6 protein-coding genes and 1 pseudogene are annotated in these 18,464 nt (G+C 66.2%); 3 read left to right on the top strand and 4 right to left on the bottom strand.

Annotation, left to right across the window (positions count from 1 at the left end):
• Positions 1–44: 44 nt before the first annotated feature.
• A complete protein-coding gene (locus ACYVK3_RS07890; RefSeq protein WP_460496730.1) occupies positions 45–674 on the bottom strand; it encodes a TetR/AcrR family transcriptional regulator in 630 nt (209 codons plus the stop codon).
• A 17-nt stretch (positions 675–691) separates the two neighbouring features.
• On the bottom strand, positions 692–2,278 hold the full coding sequence (locus ACYVK3_RS07885; RefSeq protein ID WP_460496729.1) for an MFS transporter: 1,587 nt from the start codon (positions 2,276–2,278) through the stop codon (positions 692–694).
• A 204-nt stretch (positions 2,279–2,482) separates the two neighbouring features.
• Between ACYVK3_RS07885 and ACYVK3_RS07880 the strand changes: the two genes are divergently transcribed.
• Both ACYVK3_RS07880 and mqnP read left to right on the top strand, forming a co-directional pair.
• Entirely contained in the window at positions 2,483–3,952 is a 1,470-nt protein-coding gene (locus ACYVK3_RS07880) for a UbiD family decarboxylase (protein WP_460496728.1), read from the top strand.
• Positions 3,945–4,829: a menaquinone biosynthesis prenyltransferase MqnP gene (gene mqnP, locus ACYVK3_RS07875; protein ID WP_460496727.1), complete on the top strand. Its 885-nt coding sequence runs from the start codon at positions 3,945–3,947 to the stop codon at positions 4,827–4,829. The genes ACYVK3_RS07880 and mqnP overlap by 8 nt, the downstream gene beginning before the upstream one ends.
• Before the next feature lie 105 nt (positions 4,830–4,934).
• Here mqnP and ACYVK3_RS07870 read toward each other — a convergent pair.
• Together ACYVK3_RS07870 and ACYVK3_RS07865 are read right to left on the bottom strand one after the other, a co-directional pair.
• A pseudogene (locus ACYVK3_RS07870) lies at positions 4,935–5,210 on the bottom strand (MafI family immunity protein); the annotation flags it as partial.
• Complete coding sequence (locus ACYVK3_RS07865) at positions 5,161–12,171, bottom strand: RHS repeat-associated core domain-containing protein (RefSeq protein WP_460496726.1); 7,011 nt, start codon at positions 12,169–12,171, stop codon at positions 5,161–5,163. The pseudogene ACYVK3_RS07870 and the gene ACYVK3_RS07865, both read right to left, overlap by 50 nt.
• Before the next feature lie 221 nt (positions 12,172–12,392).
• On the opposite strand from ACYVK3_RS07865, the gene ACYVK3_RS07860 reads away from it, so the two are divergent.
• Complete coding sequence (locus ACYVK3_RS07860; protein ID WP_460496725.1) at positions 12,393–18,308, top strand: LamG domain-containing protein; 5,916 nt, start codon at positions 12,393–12,395, stop codon at positions 18,306–18,308.
• The last annotated feature ends 156 nt before the right edge of the window (positions 18,309–18,464 follow it).

Raw genomic sequence — 18,464 nt, 5'->3', positions numbered from 1 at the left:
TTCCTTCCGAAGCCGGGGCCCCGCGGGACGGCGGGGCCCCGGCCCTATTCGCGTTTCCAGAGCCCGCCGAGCAGGTGGTCGATGACCTTCTCCCCGAGGTCGTCGGTCTGGAGCTCGGGGTGGGGCGAGTAGGTCCTGATGGTGAGGATCGGCGAGACGAGCATGACGACCGACAGCTCGACGTCCATGTCGTTTCGCAGTTCGCCGCGCTCGATGCCGAGCTCGAAGACGCGCTTGACGAGGTCCCTTCGGCGCTGGTGGAACTCCTCGTGGAACTTGCGCAGCTCGGGGTTGGAGCGCATCTCCAGCGCCACGCAGTTGAGCACGGCCTGTTCGCGCTCGTCGAACTGCTTGCGCATGCTGTTGGCGATGGTGAGCAGGTCGTCGCGGACGGACGTGTGCGGCAGCTCGATGTCGATCGGCGACTTCAGCGAGTCGACGGCGACGGCGATGAGCTCTTCCTTGGAGGACCAGCGGCGGTAGATGGTGGCCTTGGAGACCCCCGAGCGCTCGGCGACCCGCTCCATCGTGACCTCTCCGGTGTTGCCCTCTTCGGCGATGAGGTCGAGGGCGGCCTGGATGATCGCGTGGCTGGCCTCGGCGCTGCGGGGCCGGCCCTTGGCCGGTTTGGCGCAGCGCTCCGGTACGTGGGCGAGCGGTTCGGGGGTCTCCATCACGGCACCATCTTCCCCTAGGCCTCGCTCATGGCGGGTGCGGTGGGGTGCTCGGCGTCCTGCTCGGGCTCCGGGTGCTCCTTGCCCGGGAAGAACGCGGCGATGACGATCAGGCCGAGCAGCGCGACGCCGATGGCGGAGAACGCGGTGACGTGCAGCGCGGTGACGAACGAGTCGTTCGCCGCCTGCGTGACCGCCGTCTGCGCTTCCGGCGGGATGGCGCCGGTCTCGAGCGCGCCGTAGGTGGAGGCGTAGGACTCCCTCGCCTCGTCGGGCACCTGCGGGGCCGCCTCGGTGATCTCAGTGCGGTAGGACTGGGCCATGACGGTGCCGAGCACGGCCACGCCGAGCGCGCCGCCGGTCTGGCGGAGCGTGTTGGCCAGCGCGGAGCCGACTCCGGCCTGCTCGCGGGGGACCGAGGACATGAGCGTGTTCATCGCGGGCGGCATGAGGTTCGCCATGCCGGCGCCGGTGACGAAGAACAGCCCGACGACGACCCAGACCGAGGTGGCGGCATCGAAGACGAGTGCGGTGACCGCGAAGTTCGTCATGACCAGCAGCATGGCGACGATGCCGACGGCCTTGGCGCCGAATCGGAGCACCATGCCGTTCGACAGGGGCGCGAAGATGAGCATGGAGGCGCCGAACGGCAGGAAGACCAGTCCGGTCTCCAGCGGCGTGTAGTCCTTGAGCAGCTGGAGGTAGAAGGTCATGAAGAACATCAGGCCCATCATGCCGAAGAAGGTCAGCGTGATGATCGCCGAAGAGGCCGAGAAGCGGCGGTTCTTGAACAGGTTCATGTCGAGCGAGGCGTACGGGATGTGCCGCTCCCACAGTACGAAGGCGGTCAGGACGAGCACGCCGAACGCGATGGTGCCCCAGACCTCGACGCCGGCCCACGAGCCCGCGTCGCCGGCCTCGATGATGCCGTAAGTGAGGCTGACCAGGCCGATCATGGACAGTGCCATGCCGACCAGGTCTGGTCGGGTCTGGTTGCCCTTGGATTCGGGGGCGAGGACGAGGATCGCGATGATGCCGAAGATCACGATGGGGACGTTGATGAGGAAGACCGAGCCCCACCAGAACCGCTCGAGGAGTGCGCCGCCGACGATCGGGCCGATGGCGCCGCCGATGCCGACCGCGCCGGTCCAGATGCCGAGGGCCTTGGGGAATTCCTTGGCGGAGAAGACGTTGCGCAGCAGCGAGAGCGTCGAGGGCATCATGATGGCCGCGCCGGCGCCCATGAGGGCGCGGTACCAGATGAGCTGGTCCGGCGTCGCCGAGTAGGCCGACAGCAGGGAGGCGACGCCGAAGACTGCGAGGCCGAGCAGGAGCATGCGCTTGCGGCCGACGCGGTCGCCGATGACGCCGCAGGCGAACAGGAGGCCGGCGAAGACGAGCGTGTAGGAGTTGATCATCCAGGCGAGGTCGCTCTGGCTGGCGCCCACGCCCTCGTTCGGATCGGCGAGCACCTTCATGGCGACGTTGAGGACGGTGTTGTCCAGCACCACGATGATGAGGCTGATGACCAGCACGCCGAGGATCGCCCACCGCCTCGGGTGGCCGGTGTCCTCGTCTACTGGGACGGAACGGGTTTCACTCACGGGGTTTCCATTTCTGCATGTGCGTGGTTCGGTGTCGCCGCCGAAGCGCCGTCGGCGGTGGTGTTGAAGATCAGCCTAAGCTTTTTCGATACGATACGGTACCGTATCGTAATGTAGCTCACACGGAAACCTATCGCTCCTCACCGACGGTCCGGCGCCACTCTCCGTCTTTCCCGATTCCCCCGGACCGCCGGAGGTGGTTGAATGGGCGTCGTGGCCGCGAAATTTCCGTATGACGACCTGCAATCGTTCCTCGCCCGGCTCGAAGCCGACGGGGAACTCACACGCGTCTCCGCCGAGGTCGACCCGAACCTGGAGATCTCCGAGATCACCCAGCGCGTCATCCGCGACGGCGGACCGGCGCTGCTGTTCGAGAACCCCGCCGGCAGCGACATGCCGCTGGCGATCAACCTGTTCGGCACGCTCCCCCGCATGGCCAGGGCCCTCGGCGTCGACGACCTCGACGAGATCGGCACGCGCATCGGCGAGCTCGCCAAGCCCGAACTGCCCGTCGGCTGGGCCGGCATCCGCGACGGCCTCGGCAAGCTCCTGCAACTGAAGTCCGTGCCGCCCAAGAAGGTTCGCAAAGCCCCCTGCCAGGAAGTCGTCCTCAAGGGCGAGGACGTCGACCTCAACCTGATGCCCGGCCTCGAGGTGTGGCCCGGCGACGGCGGCGTGTTCCACAACTTCGGGCTCACCCACACCAAGCACCCCGAGACCGGCAAGCGCAACGTCGGCCTCTACCGGCTCCAGCAGCACGACGAGCGCACCCTGGGCCTGCACTGGCAGATCCACAAGAACTCCACGAGCCACTACGCCGAGGCCGAACGGCGAGGCGAGCGGCTGCCCGTCGCGATCGCGATCGGGCCCGACCCGGTCATGGCCTACGCCGCCACCGCCCCGCTGCCGCCGGACATCGACGAATATCTCTTCGCCGGCTTCCTGCGCGGCGAGCGCGTCGAGATGACCGACTGCCTCACCGTGCCGCTCCAGGTCCCGGCGACCTCCCAGATCGTCCTCGAAGGCTGGGCCGAGCCCGGCGAGCGCCTGCCCGAGGGCCCCTTCGGGGACCACACCGGGTTCTACACGCCCGTCGAGCCGTTCCCCGTCATGCACGTCGAGGCGATGACGATGCGGGAGAAGCCGATCTACCACACGATCATCACCTCGGCGCCGCCCCAGGAGGACCACGGGCTCGGCAAGGCCACCGAACGGATCTTCCTGCCGCTGATCAAGCTCATGATCCCCGAGATCGTCGACTACGACATGCCCGCGGCCGGCGTCTTCCACAACTGCGTCATCGTCTCGATCGACAAGAAGTACCCCAAGCACGCACAGAAGGTCATGAGCGCCATCTGGGGGCTCCAGCTGATGAGCCTGACCAAGCTCATCGTCGTCGTCGACGCCGAATGCGACGTCCACGACTACCGCGAGGTCGCGTGGCGCGCGCTGGGCAACGTGGACTACTCCAGGGACCTACTGCTGACCGAAGGGCCCGTCGACCACCTCGACCACGCCTCCTACCACCAGTTCTGGGGCGGCAAGGCCGGCATCGACGCGACCGCGAAATGGCCCGAGGAGGGCTACACGCGCGGATGGCCCGAGGCGACGCGCATGAGCTCGGCGATCACGGCCACCGTCGACCGCAGATGGAAAGAGTACGGACTTGACTGAAGTAGCCCCCCGGCCCAACCCCGTCCGCGACTTCCTCAAGCTCGTGGCCTTCGAGCACTCGGTCTTCGCCCTGCCCTTCGCCTACCTCGCGAGCTTGACCGTGATGGAGATCGAGGACGCCTTCAGCTGGAGGGTCCTGGTCCTGGTGACCGTGGCGATGGTCTCCGGCAGGACCCTCGCGATGGCCGCCAACCGGATCATCGACCGCAAGATCGACGCCCAGAACCCCAGGACCGCGCAGCGCGAGCTGGTGACGGGCAGGATCTCCCTGCGCACCGCCTACATCGGGTGCGCGGTGAGCCTGGTGGTCTTCCTGGCCTCGGCGGCCATGCTGAACCCGCTGTGCCTGGCGCTCGCGCCCCTCGCCGTGATCCCGCTGATCGTGTACCCGTACGCCAAGCGCTTCACGGACTACCCGCACGCCGTGCTCGGCCTGGCACAGATGGTGGCGCCGGTGGGCGCCTGGCTGGCCGTGACCGGCAGCTTCGAAGGATCGGGACCGGCCATGGTGCTCGGCCTGGCCGTGGGGCTGTGGATCGGCGGCTTCGATCTGATCTACGCCTGCCAGGACGTGGAGGTGGACCGAAGGATCGGCGTGCGCTCGACGCCGGCGAAGTGGGGCGTGAAGGCCGCGCTCGGCGCCTCGACGGCGACCCACGCGGTCGCATGGGCGATGTTCGCCTGGTTCGGCGCCCTGACGGACTTCGGCCTGCCGTACTGGATCGGCCTGGCGCTGGTGGGCGTGGCGCTGGCCTGGGAACACATGATCGTCAAGCCGAACGACCTGAGCAAGGTCAACCGGGCCTTCTTCACCGCCAACGGCTTCGTGGCGATGGCCCTCTTCGCCTTCGCGCTGGCCGACCTCGCGCTCCAGTGACACAGCGACTTTACAGCACGAGTACCGTAACTCCTGCTCGTTAAGATCCCTCACGACAATGAGTTGATCGACGTATCGAATCGAACTTTCCAAGCCGAATTGTCTCGCGGCGGCGACAAGCCGGTCGCGATATGATGGTTCGATTGCTACAGACTCCTCATACAACCACGAGCAAAGATGTTCTAGCGCAAGTCCCCATTCTCCCGCATCGATGAAGTCGCTCGCATCATCGATGACCCACGGCTCCCGCATGGGCGAATCAGCAAGCAAATTTCGCAACAAGCGCTCGGTCTCCCGTGAATTCAATGCGTACCTCACAAAGCGATCGCTTCTAGCGTCTAAACGGAAACGCGGTGACGATTCGATCGACCGCAGGTTCATAAATGACACGAATGTCAACACCTTCGAAAGTTCCCTCGATCTTCCACCGTGACGGATCACCACCTCGGGTGAACAACGAACCCTTCTTCCCTGTTTGCTGAGTCCAAGAACTACCGGGGTTTGTTGCAACCTCAGCAACGCTGCTAAGGATTTTATCGGTGTCCCATTCCATTGGAAACACCGTCTTGCCCGGGTTGCCCGGCCACTTGTGGCCGCCTCCGGTGGCATCACCACTGATGATGTGAAACTGCGCCTTTCCATCGACGAGGTCTCGGCCGATCTCGTCATCGCCGCCACAGTTGTGGGTGAGGAAGTCGGTGGCATCCACCGCAACGTTGAACGTGTGCAGGCCGGCGACCGTGAGGTTATGGACCGTCGTGTGGTCGGCGCTGACCTCTACCGAATCGACCTGAATCCAGGTCCCTGCGCTGGTTCGGAGGAGTTGGCCCTCCTTCAGATCGACCGCGTCCACCCAGACTCCCGGGAGCGTTGCCTCGTCAACGACCGGCGGGCCGCCGCCTCCGGATCCCGATCCATCGGCGCCTTCAGCCTGGCTCACGGTTGTGGCCACGACAGCTTCGTCTTCACTCAGGTTCTGGCCGAATGCCTGCGCGATCGGCACCGTCGCCAGGTCCGCCACCCAGATCGGGTGCTCATCGGTCGCGGTCACCGTCCCGTCGGCCTCGCCGTCACCGTCGGTGTCCACGGCGATGTCCACCAGGACGCGCTCACCGGTGCCTTCGATGGTCGTGACCACCGCTCGGGCCTCGGTCTCGCCGGTCTCCTCGTCGGTGGCGAGCACCTCGTCGCCGGGCTCGATCTCGTCGATCGCCTTCGTTGAACCGTCGGCCATCACCACTCTCGTATCCGCGGTGAAGGAATTGCCGATGCCGCAGGACGGCGCTTCGGAACTGATCGAGTCGAACTTCCGCTTGGCCCGATCCGCCGCCGCGTCGACCGCGTCGTTGTAGCGCCGCATCGTGCTGCGTGCCCAGGCGAGCTTCTCCTGGAAGCCGGTCACGGCCTTGTAGATCTTCTTGGCCGCGCTGAACAGCTTGCCGGCCATCTTCGCGACCTTGGTCCAGGGGATGAGGTCCATGAGCAGCGATGCACAGGACCACATGTCGCCCGAGCCCACACAACTCATGATGTCGTTGACGCCTATGAGATCGAGCAGGATCTCCGCCCCGACATCGATGACCACATCGATGATGGAAGTGTTGAGAATGTCCTGAGCTTCTTCGGCCTCCTGGGTGAGATCCCCGTCGACATAGTCCTCTGCCAGGTCTTGCTGCTTGGTCTCGTCGGACGGCACGGCGCTGCCCCGGCCCTGTCCGCACTTGGCCGCACCGTCGTATTCGGCGCAGTCAGTCCGCAGCGAGCCGTTGCTGTTGTGATACGAGCAGTCGCCGTCGATGCAGGACCAGCCGTTGATGAACCCCGGCTTCAGACCGGACGGGTCTGCGAACGACACCGGCGAATGGTTCGCATAGGAGTACCCGGTCAGCTGCTGGGAGTCGGTCGGATCGAGGATCGGATCGGCGGATATGAACCTGCCGAGCATCGGATCGTATTCTCTGGCGCCCAAATGGGTCAGGCCCGAGGGATCTTCGGTGCCACCCAGGAAGCCGTGATCGTCCACCCACGTCGCGACCGGAGTGCCGCGCTCGTTGCCGTACAGGTCGTAGTGGCGCACATTGGTCTCGTGCGTCTCCGCGTCGACCGTCGCCGTCGTCGTGCCCTGGTGGTCTGAGGCGAGCCAGTGCACCTTGTTGTCATTGGTGCGAATGGCGATCTGCTGGCCGCCGTGCGAGTAGTAGCGGGTCGCGCTTACCGTCCCGTCCGGGGCTTTGACCAGCTCCATGCCGGGCAGGAAGACCGTGACCGTCCCGTCCGGGTCGGTGCGCGAGATGCGGCCGCCGCCGGCGGTGTAGTCGTAGTCGGTGACGTCGCCGCCGGTCTCCAAGGTCTCCAGTTTGCCGTCGACCGACCAGGTCAGGGTCTGTGCGATGCCGTTCTCGTCGGGCCGCGTCACCGTGTTGCCGGTCGCGTCGTAGGCGTAGTTGAGGGTCTTGGTGCCCTCGGCGTTCGTGATCGTCGCGGCCGTCACCGTGTGCGGCTTCGCCGGATCGTACGTGTAGTCGATCGTCTCGCCCGCCAGGTGGTCGACCTGGCTGGAGCGGTTTCCGGAGTCGTCGAACGTCCACGACTGCCAGTACGGGGCCGCCCCGCCGACCTGGTCGGCGCTGCTCGGCTCGGCATCGCAGGCGGCAGGCGTGGCGCCGGTCCAGGCGTCGGTGATGCGCTTGAGGTAGTCGTACGAGAAGCACTGGGTGTCGGCGCCGAGATCGGACTGGTTGTCGATCGAGGTGATCAGGCCACCGTCGGTGTACTCGTAGGCCAGGTCGGTGACCACGTGGTCCGGCCCGGTCGAGACCTGGAAGCTCGAACCGGCCACGCGCCGGGTGCCGTCCTCATAGGTGTACGCCTGCCACGCGACCGGCGCTTCGGAGACGTTCGGGCCGTCAGGGTCGAACGTCAGCTGCGCAACCTCGGCGAACTTCGTGTACAGCGACTCCGAGACGTACCACTGCCGAGCCGAGTAGGTCGTCTGCGGCAACCCCAGATCGGAGTACGTGGTGACGACGCCTTCTTCGGCCAGACCTCCTCCGGAGGGATAGATCGTCTCTTCGAGGGAGCCGTCCGGGTTGTACGAGTACCAGTACTCGAAGGACCGCGCCAGCCCGTTGCCCAGCGAGTCCGGCATCGAGTACCGGATGCCCTTGGGGCGGCCCGCGTCGTCGTACGACAGGATTCGGGTCTTGTAGAGATTGCCGTCCTCGTCCCACTTCGAGGTCGTGGCCGGTAGCCCCTTGCCGAACAGGTCGTACTCGTACGCCTCGATCAGCTCGCCCCAGAAGTCGTCCTCCATGACGTAGATGACCCGGCCGAGTTCGTCGTACTCGTACCACAGGCTCTTGCCACGAGAGTCGGTGACCGACTCGACCAGGCCGTTGTCGTAGTAGGTCGTATCGGTGCGGCCCGTGTCAGGGTCGACCGAGGCGGTCTGGCGGCCGAGGAGGTCGTACTCGTAGGACCACGTGTCGCCGCCCGGGTCGGTCATCGACACCAGGCGGTCGGCGTGGTCGTACTCGTAGGTGATCGCGTCGTACGCGCCGTCCGGGTCGGCGGTGTGGAGGTTGCGCAGTTCCACCGTGTTGCCCGCCGCGTCCACGACGGAGGTGGCCCCGCGCCCGTCCGGGTCGATGACGGTGACTTCCTCACCGTCGTAGACGGTGGTGGTGCGGTACTGCTCGATCCCGTAGGAGTAGAACACCTCCGCCGTCACGCGCCCGGCCGTGTCGTATTCGAGGGCGGTGGTGCCGGGCACCGAGTTGTCGGAGACCTCGAACAGCGTGGTGGACGGGTCGAGTTCGTTGTAGTACGCGGAGTGCCGCTTGTGGACCAGACCGCGGGTGTCGTAGAAGGTGTCGGAGAGGATCCGGCCGCCGTCCGGCGCGGGAATCTGGGTCTGGCGGGATCGGAGCAGGCCGTCGAACAGCTCGATGGTGGTCGTGTAGGTGTTGTTCGCGTTGATGCCGTGCGTGATCGTCGCGTTCGGCGCGGTATCGGACAGGATGTACTCGAAGGTCGCCGCGGGGTCGTATCCGTCGGCCTTGGTCCGATCCGGCGTCCAGCCCGCGACAAGGCGGCCCAGCGCGTCGTACTCCATCTCGGTCGTATTGCCGTTGGCGTCGGTGGACTCGAGGGCATTGCCCCGCAACGGGTCGAGTGTCTGCGTGCTGGTGTGGCCGAGAGGGTTGGTGGTCGTCACCTGTGTGAGCGGGCCGCCCGTGGCCGGCGTGTACTCGGTGGTGGTGACGTTGCCGTCGACGTCGGTGGAGGTCAGGCCGCGCCCGTAGCGGTCGACGGTGATGGTGCCGGTCACCAGGTAGACCGGTGCACCGCCGGAGTAGTCCTTCGCCACCTCGGTCTTGGTGATGTCGCCCTTGGTCGGTGCGGTGCCGAAGGTCGTGGCGCCGTCGTAGTAGACCCGCTCGTCGGAGATCAGGTCGTCCGGATACGAGGGTGCGGCATCGCATGAGGTGGACAGTGTCTCGGTGCGGGACGGGAGGTTCAGGATCCACGCGCTGGTGTTGCGCGCATAGCTGATCTTGACGCATTTCTCGTCGCCCGAGACTGCGGTGTCGCCTGAGGACTCGGTCTCGACGGCCATGCCGCGGCTGTCGTAGGCGGTCTCCGTGGCGACCGTGCGCCATGTGCCGTCGGCGAGCTTCGTGCGCGACTCGATGTGGCTGGTACCGGTGTGGCGAGCGTGCACGGTGCCCCAGTCGCGGACCCGAGTCGAGGTCGGCGACGAGCGCCATGGCGTGTAGGTGGTCTCGGAGATCACCGCGCCGTCGAGGTAGGTGCGCTGCGCGCGGGGGCGACCGGCGTACTCGTCATAGTCGGTGATGCCGTCGACCTTGATCGAGGTGGTGGTCCCGTCCGGCAGCTCCTGCCCGTGCAAGCCACGGAAGAACGTGCTCTCGGAGACGAGCAGCTCGTCCGAGCCGTCGCCGGTGAGGGTGCGGACTCCGGAGTAGCCGCGATACATCGACCAGGTCTTGTAGTCGGGGTCGGTGAGTCCGTCGTCGTCCGCGAAGCGCCAGGCAGGGGTGCCGATGTACTCGTAGCTCGTGGTGATGGGCGGGGAGCCGCCCGTGGTGTCGATGTCGGCCACTTCGGTGACGAGGTACTTGTGGTACCAGTCGTACTCGGGAGTCCCGCCGTTGTCCTCGGCGGTGGTGGTGATGATCGGCATGCACCGCATGTCGTTGTCCTCCGGGCCGGAGGGCATGACGCCGTTCTTCGCGTCGCATTCGGTGTCGGTGTAGTTGACGGTGGTGACGCCGCCGGTGCCGTTGCGGATCGCCGATATGCGGAACCAGTTCATCGGCGCTTTGGTGTCCAAGGTCCTCTGGACCCGGTTGGACAGCTGGATGCCGGAGAACGTCGTCTCGGGCATCGCGATCGGCTCGTCACCGGCCAGGCCGGTGCGCTGGATTCCCTCGAGCCAGAGACCGGCGCGGGTGGAGTCGCCGGGATCGGGCCAGGAGTGCCTCAGTGTCCACTTGTCGACCCCGGTCCAGGTGCCGCCCACGTTCACCTGCGTGGTGATCGAGGCGAGACGCTGATCGGTGAAGAACGCGGGGGTGTAGATGTCGGCGCAGTCGCTCGCGGTGCCGTCGCAGGCCTGGTCGAGCGGCGTGTCCGGCCAGTTCTCCGGATGGTCGTAGTCGCAGGTCGCATCGGGCAGGCACCGGTCGGCGAGGCCGAAGACGACCCGGTTGGCGGCCCCGGCGTAGGCGTCGCCGGACCGCAGGCCGTAGTCGATGCGTTTGAGGTTCGAGGCACGGTCGTAGTCGACGGGGTTCTCGTCGTCGAGGTTGAGGAGGTAGTGGTTGGTCTCGCCCTCGTAGAAGTAGGCGATGGCGTTGCCGTGGGTGTCGACGACCCAGTCCAACTGCCAGCGCCAGGCCTGGTCGCACCAGGAGTCGTCGAAGGCGGCGGCGTGGCAGGGCTCACCGGAGTGGTTGCCGAAGACCGGGACCGTGGAGGTCGACTCGGTCTCGGCGTCACCGGAGCCGTAGCCGGGGAGGCGGTTGAGGCCGAAGAAGTACTGGATGCCGCCGGCGGTGGTGACCTTCCAGTATTCGCCGTTGTCATCCCCGTTCGCCGCACCGGAGAGCTTCTCGACTTTGGAGGCGTCGTCGTTCTTGATCTTCCATCCGCCGGTGTCATCATCGCGGATGAGCTCGCCGCCGGTGCCGTTGAGCGAGAGGAAGGCGTTGTCGGTGCGCCAGCACTGATCGCCGCCGGTGTTGTCCGGGTTGTTGGCACCGTCCTCGTCGTCCATCTGGCAGGCGGTGTACTTGCGCTCGATGAAGCCGGGGTCGAAGGAGAAGCCCTCCCCGATGATCGAGGGCTGGTTGTTGGTGGACTCGTTGCGGCCGTCCACCGCGGATGAGGAGTAGGCCAAGGCGATCGAGGGGTCGAGACCGCCGACAGAGGAGGACGCGTCGATGGGGTAGGACCAGGAGAAGTCGCCGGTCGGGTTCCCGGCGGACCATGTGGCCGAGGGAGCGAGGGTGGTTGCGGCGAAGGTGCCGTTGTCGCCGGACGCTGAGGCCGCCATGGTCACCGCTGCGGCGGCCGAGCTCGATGTGGACGTTTGGGCGTGAGCGTCGGCGGCGTCGGCGGCAGGGGCGTATCCGCCGCCGGTCCGGGTCTCGGTGAGTTCGACCGTCGCGGTCAGGGTGCCTTCGACCGCGTTGTTGGTCGAGGTGATCTCGGAGCCGGCGGACCGATAGATTTTGAGCCGGTCGTCCCAGTCGGCGCCGCCCGCGTTCCGGTAGGCGCTGTAGTCGAACGCGACCTCGACAGTGCCGGGAGCGGAGGAGCCGTCGGTGCGTTCGATCTCCCAGTGGAGACCGTCGACCGCGCTCGCCGAGGTCAGTGCTATTCGGAGGCTCACGGGGGCGTTCTCGCCGACCGGTGCGACCGACACTCCCAGTTCGGGTACCTCGACCGCCTCGCCCGCGGGAAGCTCCACTTCGACTGATCCGAGCTCGGGGAAAGCTACGGCCTGATCGCCGGTGGCCGCCTTGTCGGCGGCCTCGTCCGTGGGGAGTTCGATCTCGGGCGCTTCGAAGTCCTCGCCCGGGACGGACTCGACCTGGTCTATCGCTTCTGGACGGTACGGCGCTTCCCAGAATCCGACCCACATCAGGAAGCCGGTCAGCAGTGCCGCGATCGCTCCGAAGACGGCGGCCCGGCGGACCAGCGTCTTTTGCGATGCACGCCAGGGCAGGTCGCTCAGGGCACGCGCATCTGCGGGGGTCGGATCGGACTTCGTGGGGCGGGCTTCGGGCACGGGTGTACGGGGGGCGTCGTCCACAGGAGCTCCAGCTCGGTTACATGAAGTTATTTCAGCTCGAGACTGTAGCAGAGTCCTCACCGAACAATCAATACATTGATCCTCAATGGCCGTAATGCGTCCACATGCTGCAACAACGTCCGACCTTCCTCAACTGCCGCAGATCTGGCATACTCTCCGGAGTCGAGTGCTCTGCGCGGAGCAACGACACCACCCCGTACAAACCAATAAGGGAGCAACCTTTGCGATCGAATGCCCCCCAGCCGATCGCGGCACGACTGGCGGTTCTCGCCGCTGGCGTGGTAGCCGCGACGCTGCTCGCCACCCCGCCCGCTCAAGCACAGACGACCGCCGATGAGGGAGTGCCGCCCGGTACTGGCTCGTCGGACACCGCGACGGACACCGAGATCTCGGACGCGCTCTCCGAGGCGGCCACCACCGGCGAAGAAGTCGAGATCGAGTCGCTCGCCAGCTCGGACTCGGAGGTCTACGCCACCCCAGAGGGGACCTTCGTGGAGGAGATCGCCTTGGAGCCCTATCAGGCGGAGTCCGCCGAAGGGACATGGGCACCGATCGACAACACCCTCATCGCCTCGGCGACCGGAACGCTCGTCCCCACCAATAGCGATTCCGGCCTCGAACTCTCCGGTGGCGGCGATACGACGATCGCGCGCGTCACCGACGTCCACGGTCGGAGCGTGGCCTACACCTGGCACGAGAGCCTTCCGGCTCCTGCCGTGACAGGCGATACCGCCACCTATGCCGAAGTCCTGCCCGGAGTCGATTTGAAGATCAAGGCGACGAATGAGGGCTTCGCCAAGGTCTTCGAAGTGAAGACGCCTGAAGCGGCCGCCTCAGCCGACGTCGCGAGCCTCGAGATGGGGCTGGAGCTCGACGGGTTCACCGCGGCCATCGGCGACACCGGCGCGCTGGAGATCTTCGACTTCGCCGGCAATGTCGTCTACGGCGGTCCCACCCCCGTCATGTGGGACGCCACTCCCCCGGACGAGACCGTCGGTGACTCGGTCTCCGTCGACTGGTCGCCTTCGACGTTCGCGATGACCGCTGACGTCGCGACCGCCTACACGGATGGGGTGCTCACGCTCACTCCTGACGCGGGGATGCTCGCGAGCCCCGACGCAGTGTATCCACTGAGGATCGATCCCAAGCACGTCAAGATCGGACGCAGCGCCTGGGGCATGGTCTCGGACTGGTCCGGCTACCGCAATCGCAGTTACTACAACGGCGGCAGTTTCGAGAAGGACTCCAACGGCACCGCCCGCGTCGGACGCGCCTACGACTACCGAGTCGGCATGGAGCAGACCTGGCGGCTGGCCTTCGAGTTCAACACATCGAAGTTCCGCGGCAAGGACATCATCGAGGCGGACCTGCGCCTGACCCTCACCTACTCGTGGATGCACCAGTGCGACGGCATCTCGACCACCGCCGACATCCACGAACTGGACGCCGGCAACCTGAGGAACTGGACCTGGAACCGCCAAGGCGACTGGGGCTCGAAGATCGCCTCCCGCGATGAGGGCATCGCCTCCGGATGCGGCGCACCGCGACAACTGTGGACGGACGTCACCAGTTACGTCGACGAAGTGGCCGGCACCAGCGACCGAAAGATCCAGTTCGGACTCAAGGCCTCCTCGGAGACCTGCGGGACGCACTGCACCGGCTTCCGCCGCTTCGGGCCGGAGAAGACCAAGGACGACTACGGCGGCGTCTACCTTCGCGTCAAGTACAACACGGCCCCGAACAAGCCCGGATCGTTCACCATCGACGGTCAATCCTGCCGCAGCGGCTCCACCGTCAAACTCGGAGCGGCCGTCTCGTGGACGGTCACCGCGAAGCTCGCCGACGCCGAAGGCGACAACATGGACGGAGTCCTGAAGTGGACCGATCAGGACTCGGGCTCCACGAAGACCTGGAACACCTCGGGTACGGACCGCGAGCGCGCGACTTGGAGCGTGCATGCCGGCGATCTCGGCGGTCAGACGTATAAAGCCACCGTGGCGGCCAAGGACAGCCGCGCCACCGGAGCAAGCGCCGGAGGATGCACCGTATTGGTCGACACCATACCGCCGGATCCACCGACGGTCACCTCGACGGACTATCCAGCGGACGGCAACACGCACGGTTCGGTCGGCAAGACCGGCCGCTTCACCCTCCAGTCCGCCAGCGACGACACCGCCGGTTACCACTGGAGCCTCCAAGACGCGCCGGGCGACAACACGGTCCCGGTCTCCACGCTCGGCAGCGGTGCGACCATCGCCTTCGACCCGCCCACCAGCGGCGTGCTGACGTTGAGCGCGTGGGCCTACGACGAGCACGGCAACACCTCGACCAAGACGTCATACACATTCACCGTCGGGGACGCTTCCGATCCGATCGCGCACTGGAAGCTCGACGAGACCGACGGCACCACCGCCGCCGACTGGCCTTATGAGGGCAACGAGGACGACGTCGACCTACCGTTGACCGTCACAGGCGGCCAGTGGACCGGTGGCACCGCCGCCGACGCGGCCAACGATCATTTGAACTATCTGACATTCGACGGCGCCGGCGAGGCGACCACCGACTCGCCACCGATCGATACCGATGTCTCCTACACCGTGTCGGCATGGGTGCGCGTCCATGAGACCGACGTCGACTACACCATCGCTTCCCAGGACGGCATCGTCAACTCGGCGTTCATGCTGAAATACGACGGCGAGAGCCACGAGTTCCTGTTCGTCACCTGCAACCGCGACAGCAACCAACCCGAGTCGGGGCTGGCGTGTCCTTCCGCGGGCTCCGAGGTGTCGGTACAGGCGGGCGTCTGGTACCACGTGACCGGCGTCTACGACTACGGCAACGGCCAAATGCGGATCTACGTCAACGGCCAACTGCAGAACACCGCCCCCATCAGCGGCGTCTTCGACGCCAACGGCTCGTTCGTCCTCGGTCGCGACCTATACGGGGGCAATGAAGGCACCCGCTTCGCCGGCGATGTCGACGACGTGAAGGTCTGGGACCGCATCGTCTCGACCGGTGAAATCGGGCGGCTCGGCCAACACGCCGAGGGCATCTGGGACTTCGAGTCCGTCGACACCGACAACTTCCCCGATCTCTCCGGCGGGAGTCACGAGCTCAACGGGACCGACGTCGAGCTCGTCGAGGGCATCGACGGCATGGCTGCCGGATTCAACGGCTCGACTTCGACCGCCACAACGTACGGTCAAGTCCTTGACACCTCCGGGGACTTCACCATCGGCGCCTGGGTACGGCTCGACAGCGACGACGAGACCGTCAACGTGCTCAGTCAGGACGGGGCGTACGTGAGCCCGTTCTATCTGGGGTACGTCTCGAACCACGACAGATGGGCGTTCCGAACGACCACACAGGATTCCACCTCCTACGGGTGGAAGGAGCTCCACGTGCCGATGGACGTGGCCGTCGGCGAGTGGACGCACCTGGCCGTCGTATACGAGGCCGCCGAGGGCGAGGTCGCGGTTTACGTCAACGGCAATCCAGCGGCCCAGACCACCGGATTCGACCTGTGGTCGGCGAGCGGCCCGCTCCGCGTCGGCTCCGTGCTGCATCGCGGCGTCGTCACCGACTACTGGCCCGGGGCGATCGACAACGCGAACGTCAGCACCGGCGCCTTCGACGACCAGCAGGTCAAGGCTCTGGCCGACATCACCGTCCGTACGACCAACAGTGAGCTGCTCACTGGCCACTTCAACCACGACGACCACCTTGACGCGATCGCGATCGTCGAGTCCGACGAACGGAACTCGGACATCTACTTTCTCGAAGGGGACGGCACCGGGGGATTCGTCCGATCGACGGATCCGGTCTTCGAATCCGACGATCTCAATCTGCTCGAAGAACGCCGATGGCATCTGGACGATGCGGTGTGGCGGGTCGGCGACGTCAACGGCGACGGCCGCGACGACCTCGTGCTCGCCGTGGCCGGGGATGAACATTTCGAGGTCTGGGCATTGCCGTCGTGCGCGCGCAGCGACCGACTCTGCAAGAAGGACGGTTACCTCTTCAGCCCGACCGACATCGTTCCACTCGAACTGTCCGAAACCGCGGGCTGGACGTTGAGCGAAGCCGAGCTACAGGTAGAGGATGTCACCGGCGATCAGCACGCCGACCTCGTGATGCTCCGCCGGGACGGTCTGGACACCTACAGCGTCTGGGCGTCGGAGTTCGGCGAGACCGGCCTGGAGACCCCGGTCCAGCTCGCCACGGACACCGGAGACACGCACGGCATCGAACTCGCCGTCGCCGACTTCGACGGCGATTGGTGGGGCGACGTTGCTGAGATCCGCACCGACGCGAACGGGAACGCCGCGGTCTACATCCGCCACGGATCGGCGACGGGCCTGGGAACACCCGTACTCGCGCTCGCCGGAGCCGGTAACTGGGATGCCGATCGCGACCACGTCACCATCGCCGATGTCACCGGGGACGGCCTGCCGGACTTCGTGAACGCCTACCGGTTCACCTCACGTGTCCGAATCCAGGTCGCCGCCGCGCTGCCGGACCGAGGCGGATTCACCAACACCGCCTGGGACTACTCCAGCCGTTGCACCGGGTGCTCCTCGGATCTGACTCCGTGGGTGCACACGCGCCTCGTCGGAGGCGACGTCAACGCGGACGGGACCGACGACCTGTTCACCCTGAGAGCCGGCGTCGACGGTGATGTCGGCGCGATGTGGACGAGGATCTCAACCGGTACGATGTTCGCCGCGCCGCAACCGACGTGGGCGGACGCGACCACGTGTTTCGGCGTCGAGGGCGACGTCAACGGCGACGGATACCGCGACGCGGTGCTGCCCTATCCGACCTACGATGCCAGCGGCATCACCGACGCCGGAGCGATCTGGTTCGTTGACGGAGCGACCGGTGCGGCCAGCATCGTTCACCAGAACACTGCGAGCGTCGAAGGCGACTCGGAGGCGTCGGACCAATTCGGGTTCTCCGTCGGTATGCACGACGCCGACGCCGACGGGTGCTCAGAGATCGTGGCAGGCGTTCCGGGCGAGAACGAATCGACCGGATACGTGCAGGTGCTGCCAGGCGCTCCGCAGGGTATCGACACCGCGGCCGATTACTTGATGAGTCAGGGTTCGCACGGGGTTCCCGGGGCCAACGAGGCAGGCGACCAGTTCGGCCACGCGGTGACAGCCACGAACTTGCCGGACGGCACTCCAGTGCTCGCCATCGGCATTCCGGGAGAAGACGTCCAAACCGACGCCACCGGCGCCTACCGAGACGGCGACACACGCGTGTCGGAGGTGGAGAACGGCGGCGCGATTGTCTACATCCAAGGCGACGGCAAGGCTTGGGTCGATCAGAACACGTTCGGATCCACGAAGTCCGTCGAAGCGGGCGACCAATTCGGCTGGTCGCTCTCGGCAACGTCAACTCTACTCGTCGTCGGGATTCCGTTCGAGGACGGGGTCGGCACCAGCGACGAGGGAGGCATCTTGCTGCTCGACCACACCACCTCCAGCGAGGGCCGGCCTGACTACATCGCCTGGCTGGACCAAGGAGACGAAGTGGTGCCCGGCGGCTCCGAATCCGGTGACCGTCTCGGTTATTCGGTGGCGGCGATCGACTACTGGCCCCAGGGTGCAGGAGCGAACGAGGTGCACACCAGGGTCGTCGCCGCCGCTCCATGGGAGGACCTCTCCAGCAATACGATCGCGGACGCAGGCACGGTGAGCATGCTCAACCTGGATGATTCAGGCGCACTCACACTGGCCGCCAGCTATAGGCAGGGTGCCGAACTCGGCGACGGGCTCGAGCGAAGCGACCACCTCGGCACCAGCCTCGCGTTCGCCGATCTGGACCCGACCCGGCAGGCGACGAACGCGACGCTGAAACTCATCATCGGCGCCCAAGACGAAGACGGGCCTACCAGTGGCGACTTCGACCTCGGGATCGTCCACATCACCGGAGCGGCAGCTCCGAGCGCGGGCATCGACACCATAATCAAGGATCCCGCTGCGGCGCCGTACTGCGATTTCGGCGCCGGACTCGGCCACACCGCCCACCAGTTCTACGTGACCGCTCCTGGCACCGATGGGCTCTATGCCGTTCCTTGGTCGGATGCTTTGGAAGGCATGACGGAGACCGCGGCAGCGGTCACCGCATAGCAGGGTCGGATCGTCGACCAGGGCCCCGCCGCAGCCGGTGGCGGGGCCCTGGCGGCGTCCGGGTCGGCCGGCGGGCATCGAGGAAGAGCGGCGAGGTCGTACGGGGTTGTATCGACACGGTCTCAACGCTGGACTTTGGGGACCTCCCTAGGCCAA

This window comes from Glycomyces tarimensis (assembly GCF_054776215.1).
Note: the sequence above shows the minus strand (reverse complement) of the source record. Positions and strands in the feature narration are given on the sequence as shown.

Excerpts from the sequence above, each read along its gene's own strand:
- ACYVK3_RS07890 (WP_460496730.1), bottom strand. The coding sequence starts at position 674 with ATGGAGACCCCCGAACCGCTCGCCCACGTACCGGAGCGCTGCGCCAAA.
- ACYVK3_RS07880 (WP_460496728.1), top strand. The coding sequence starts at position 2,483 with ATGGGCGTCGTGGCCGCGAAATTTCCGTATGACGACCTGCAATCGTTC.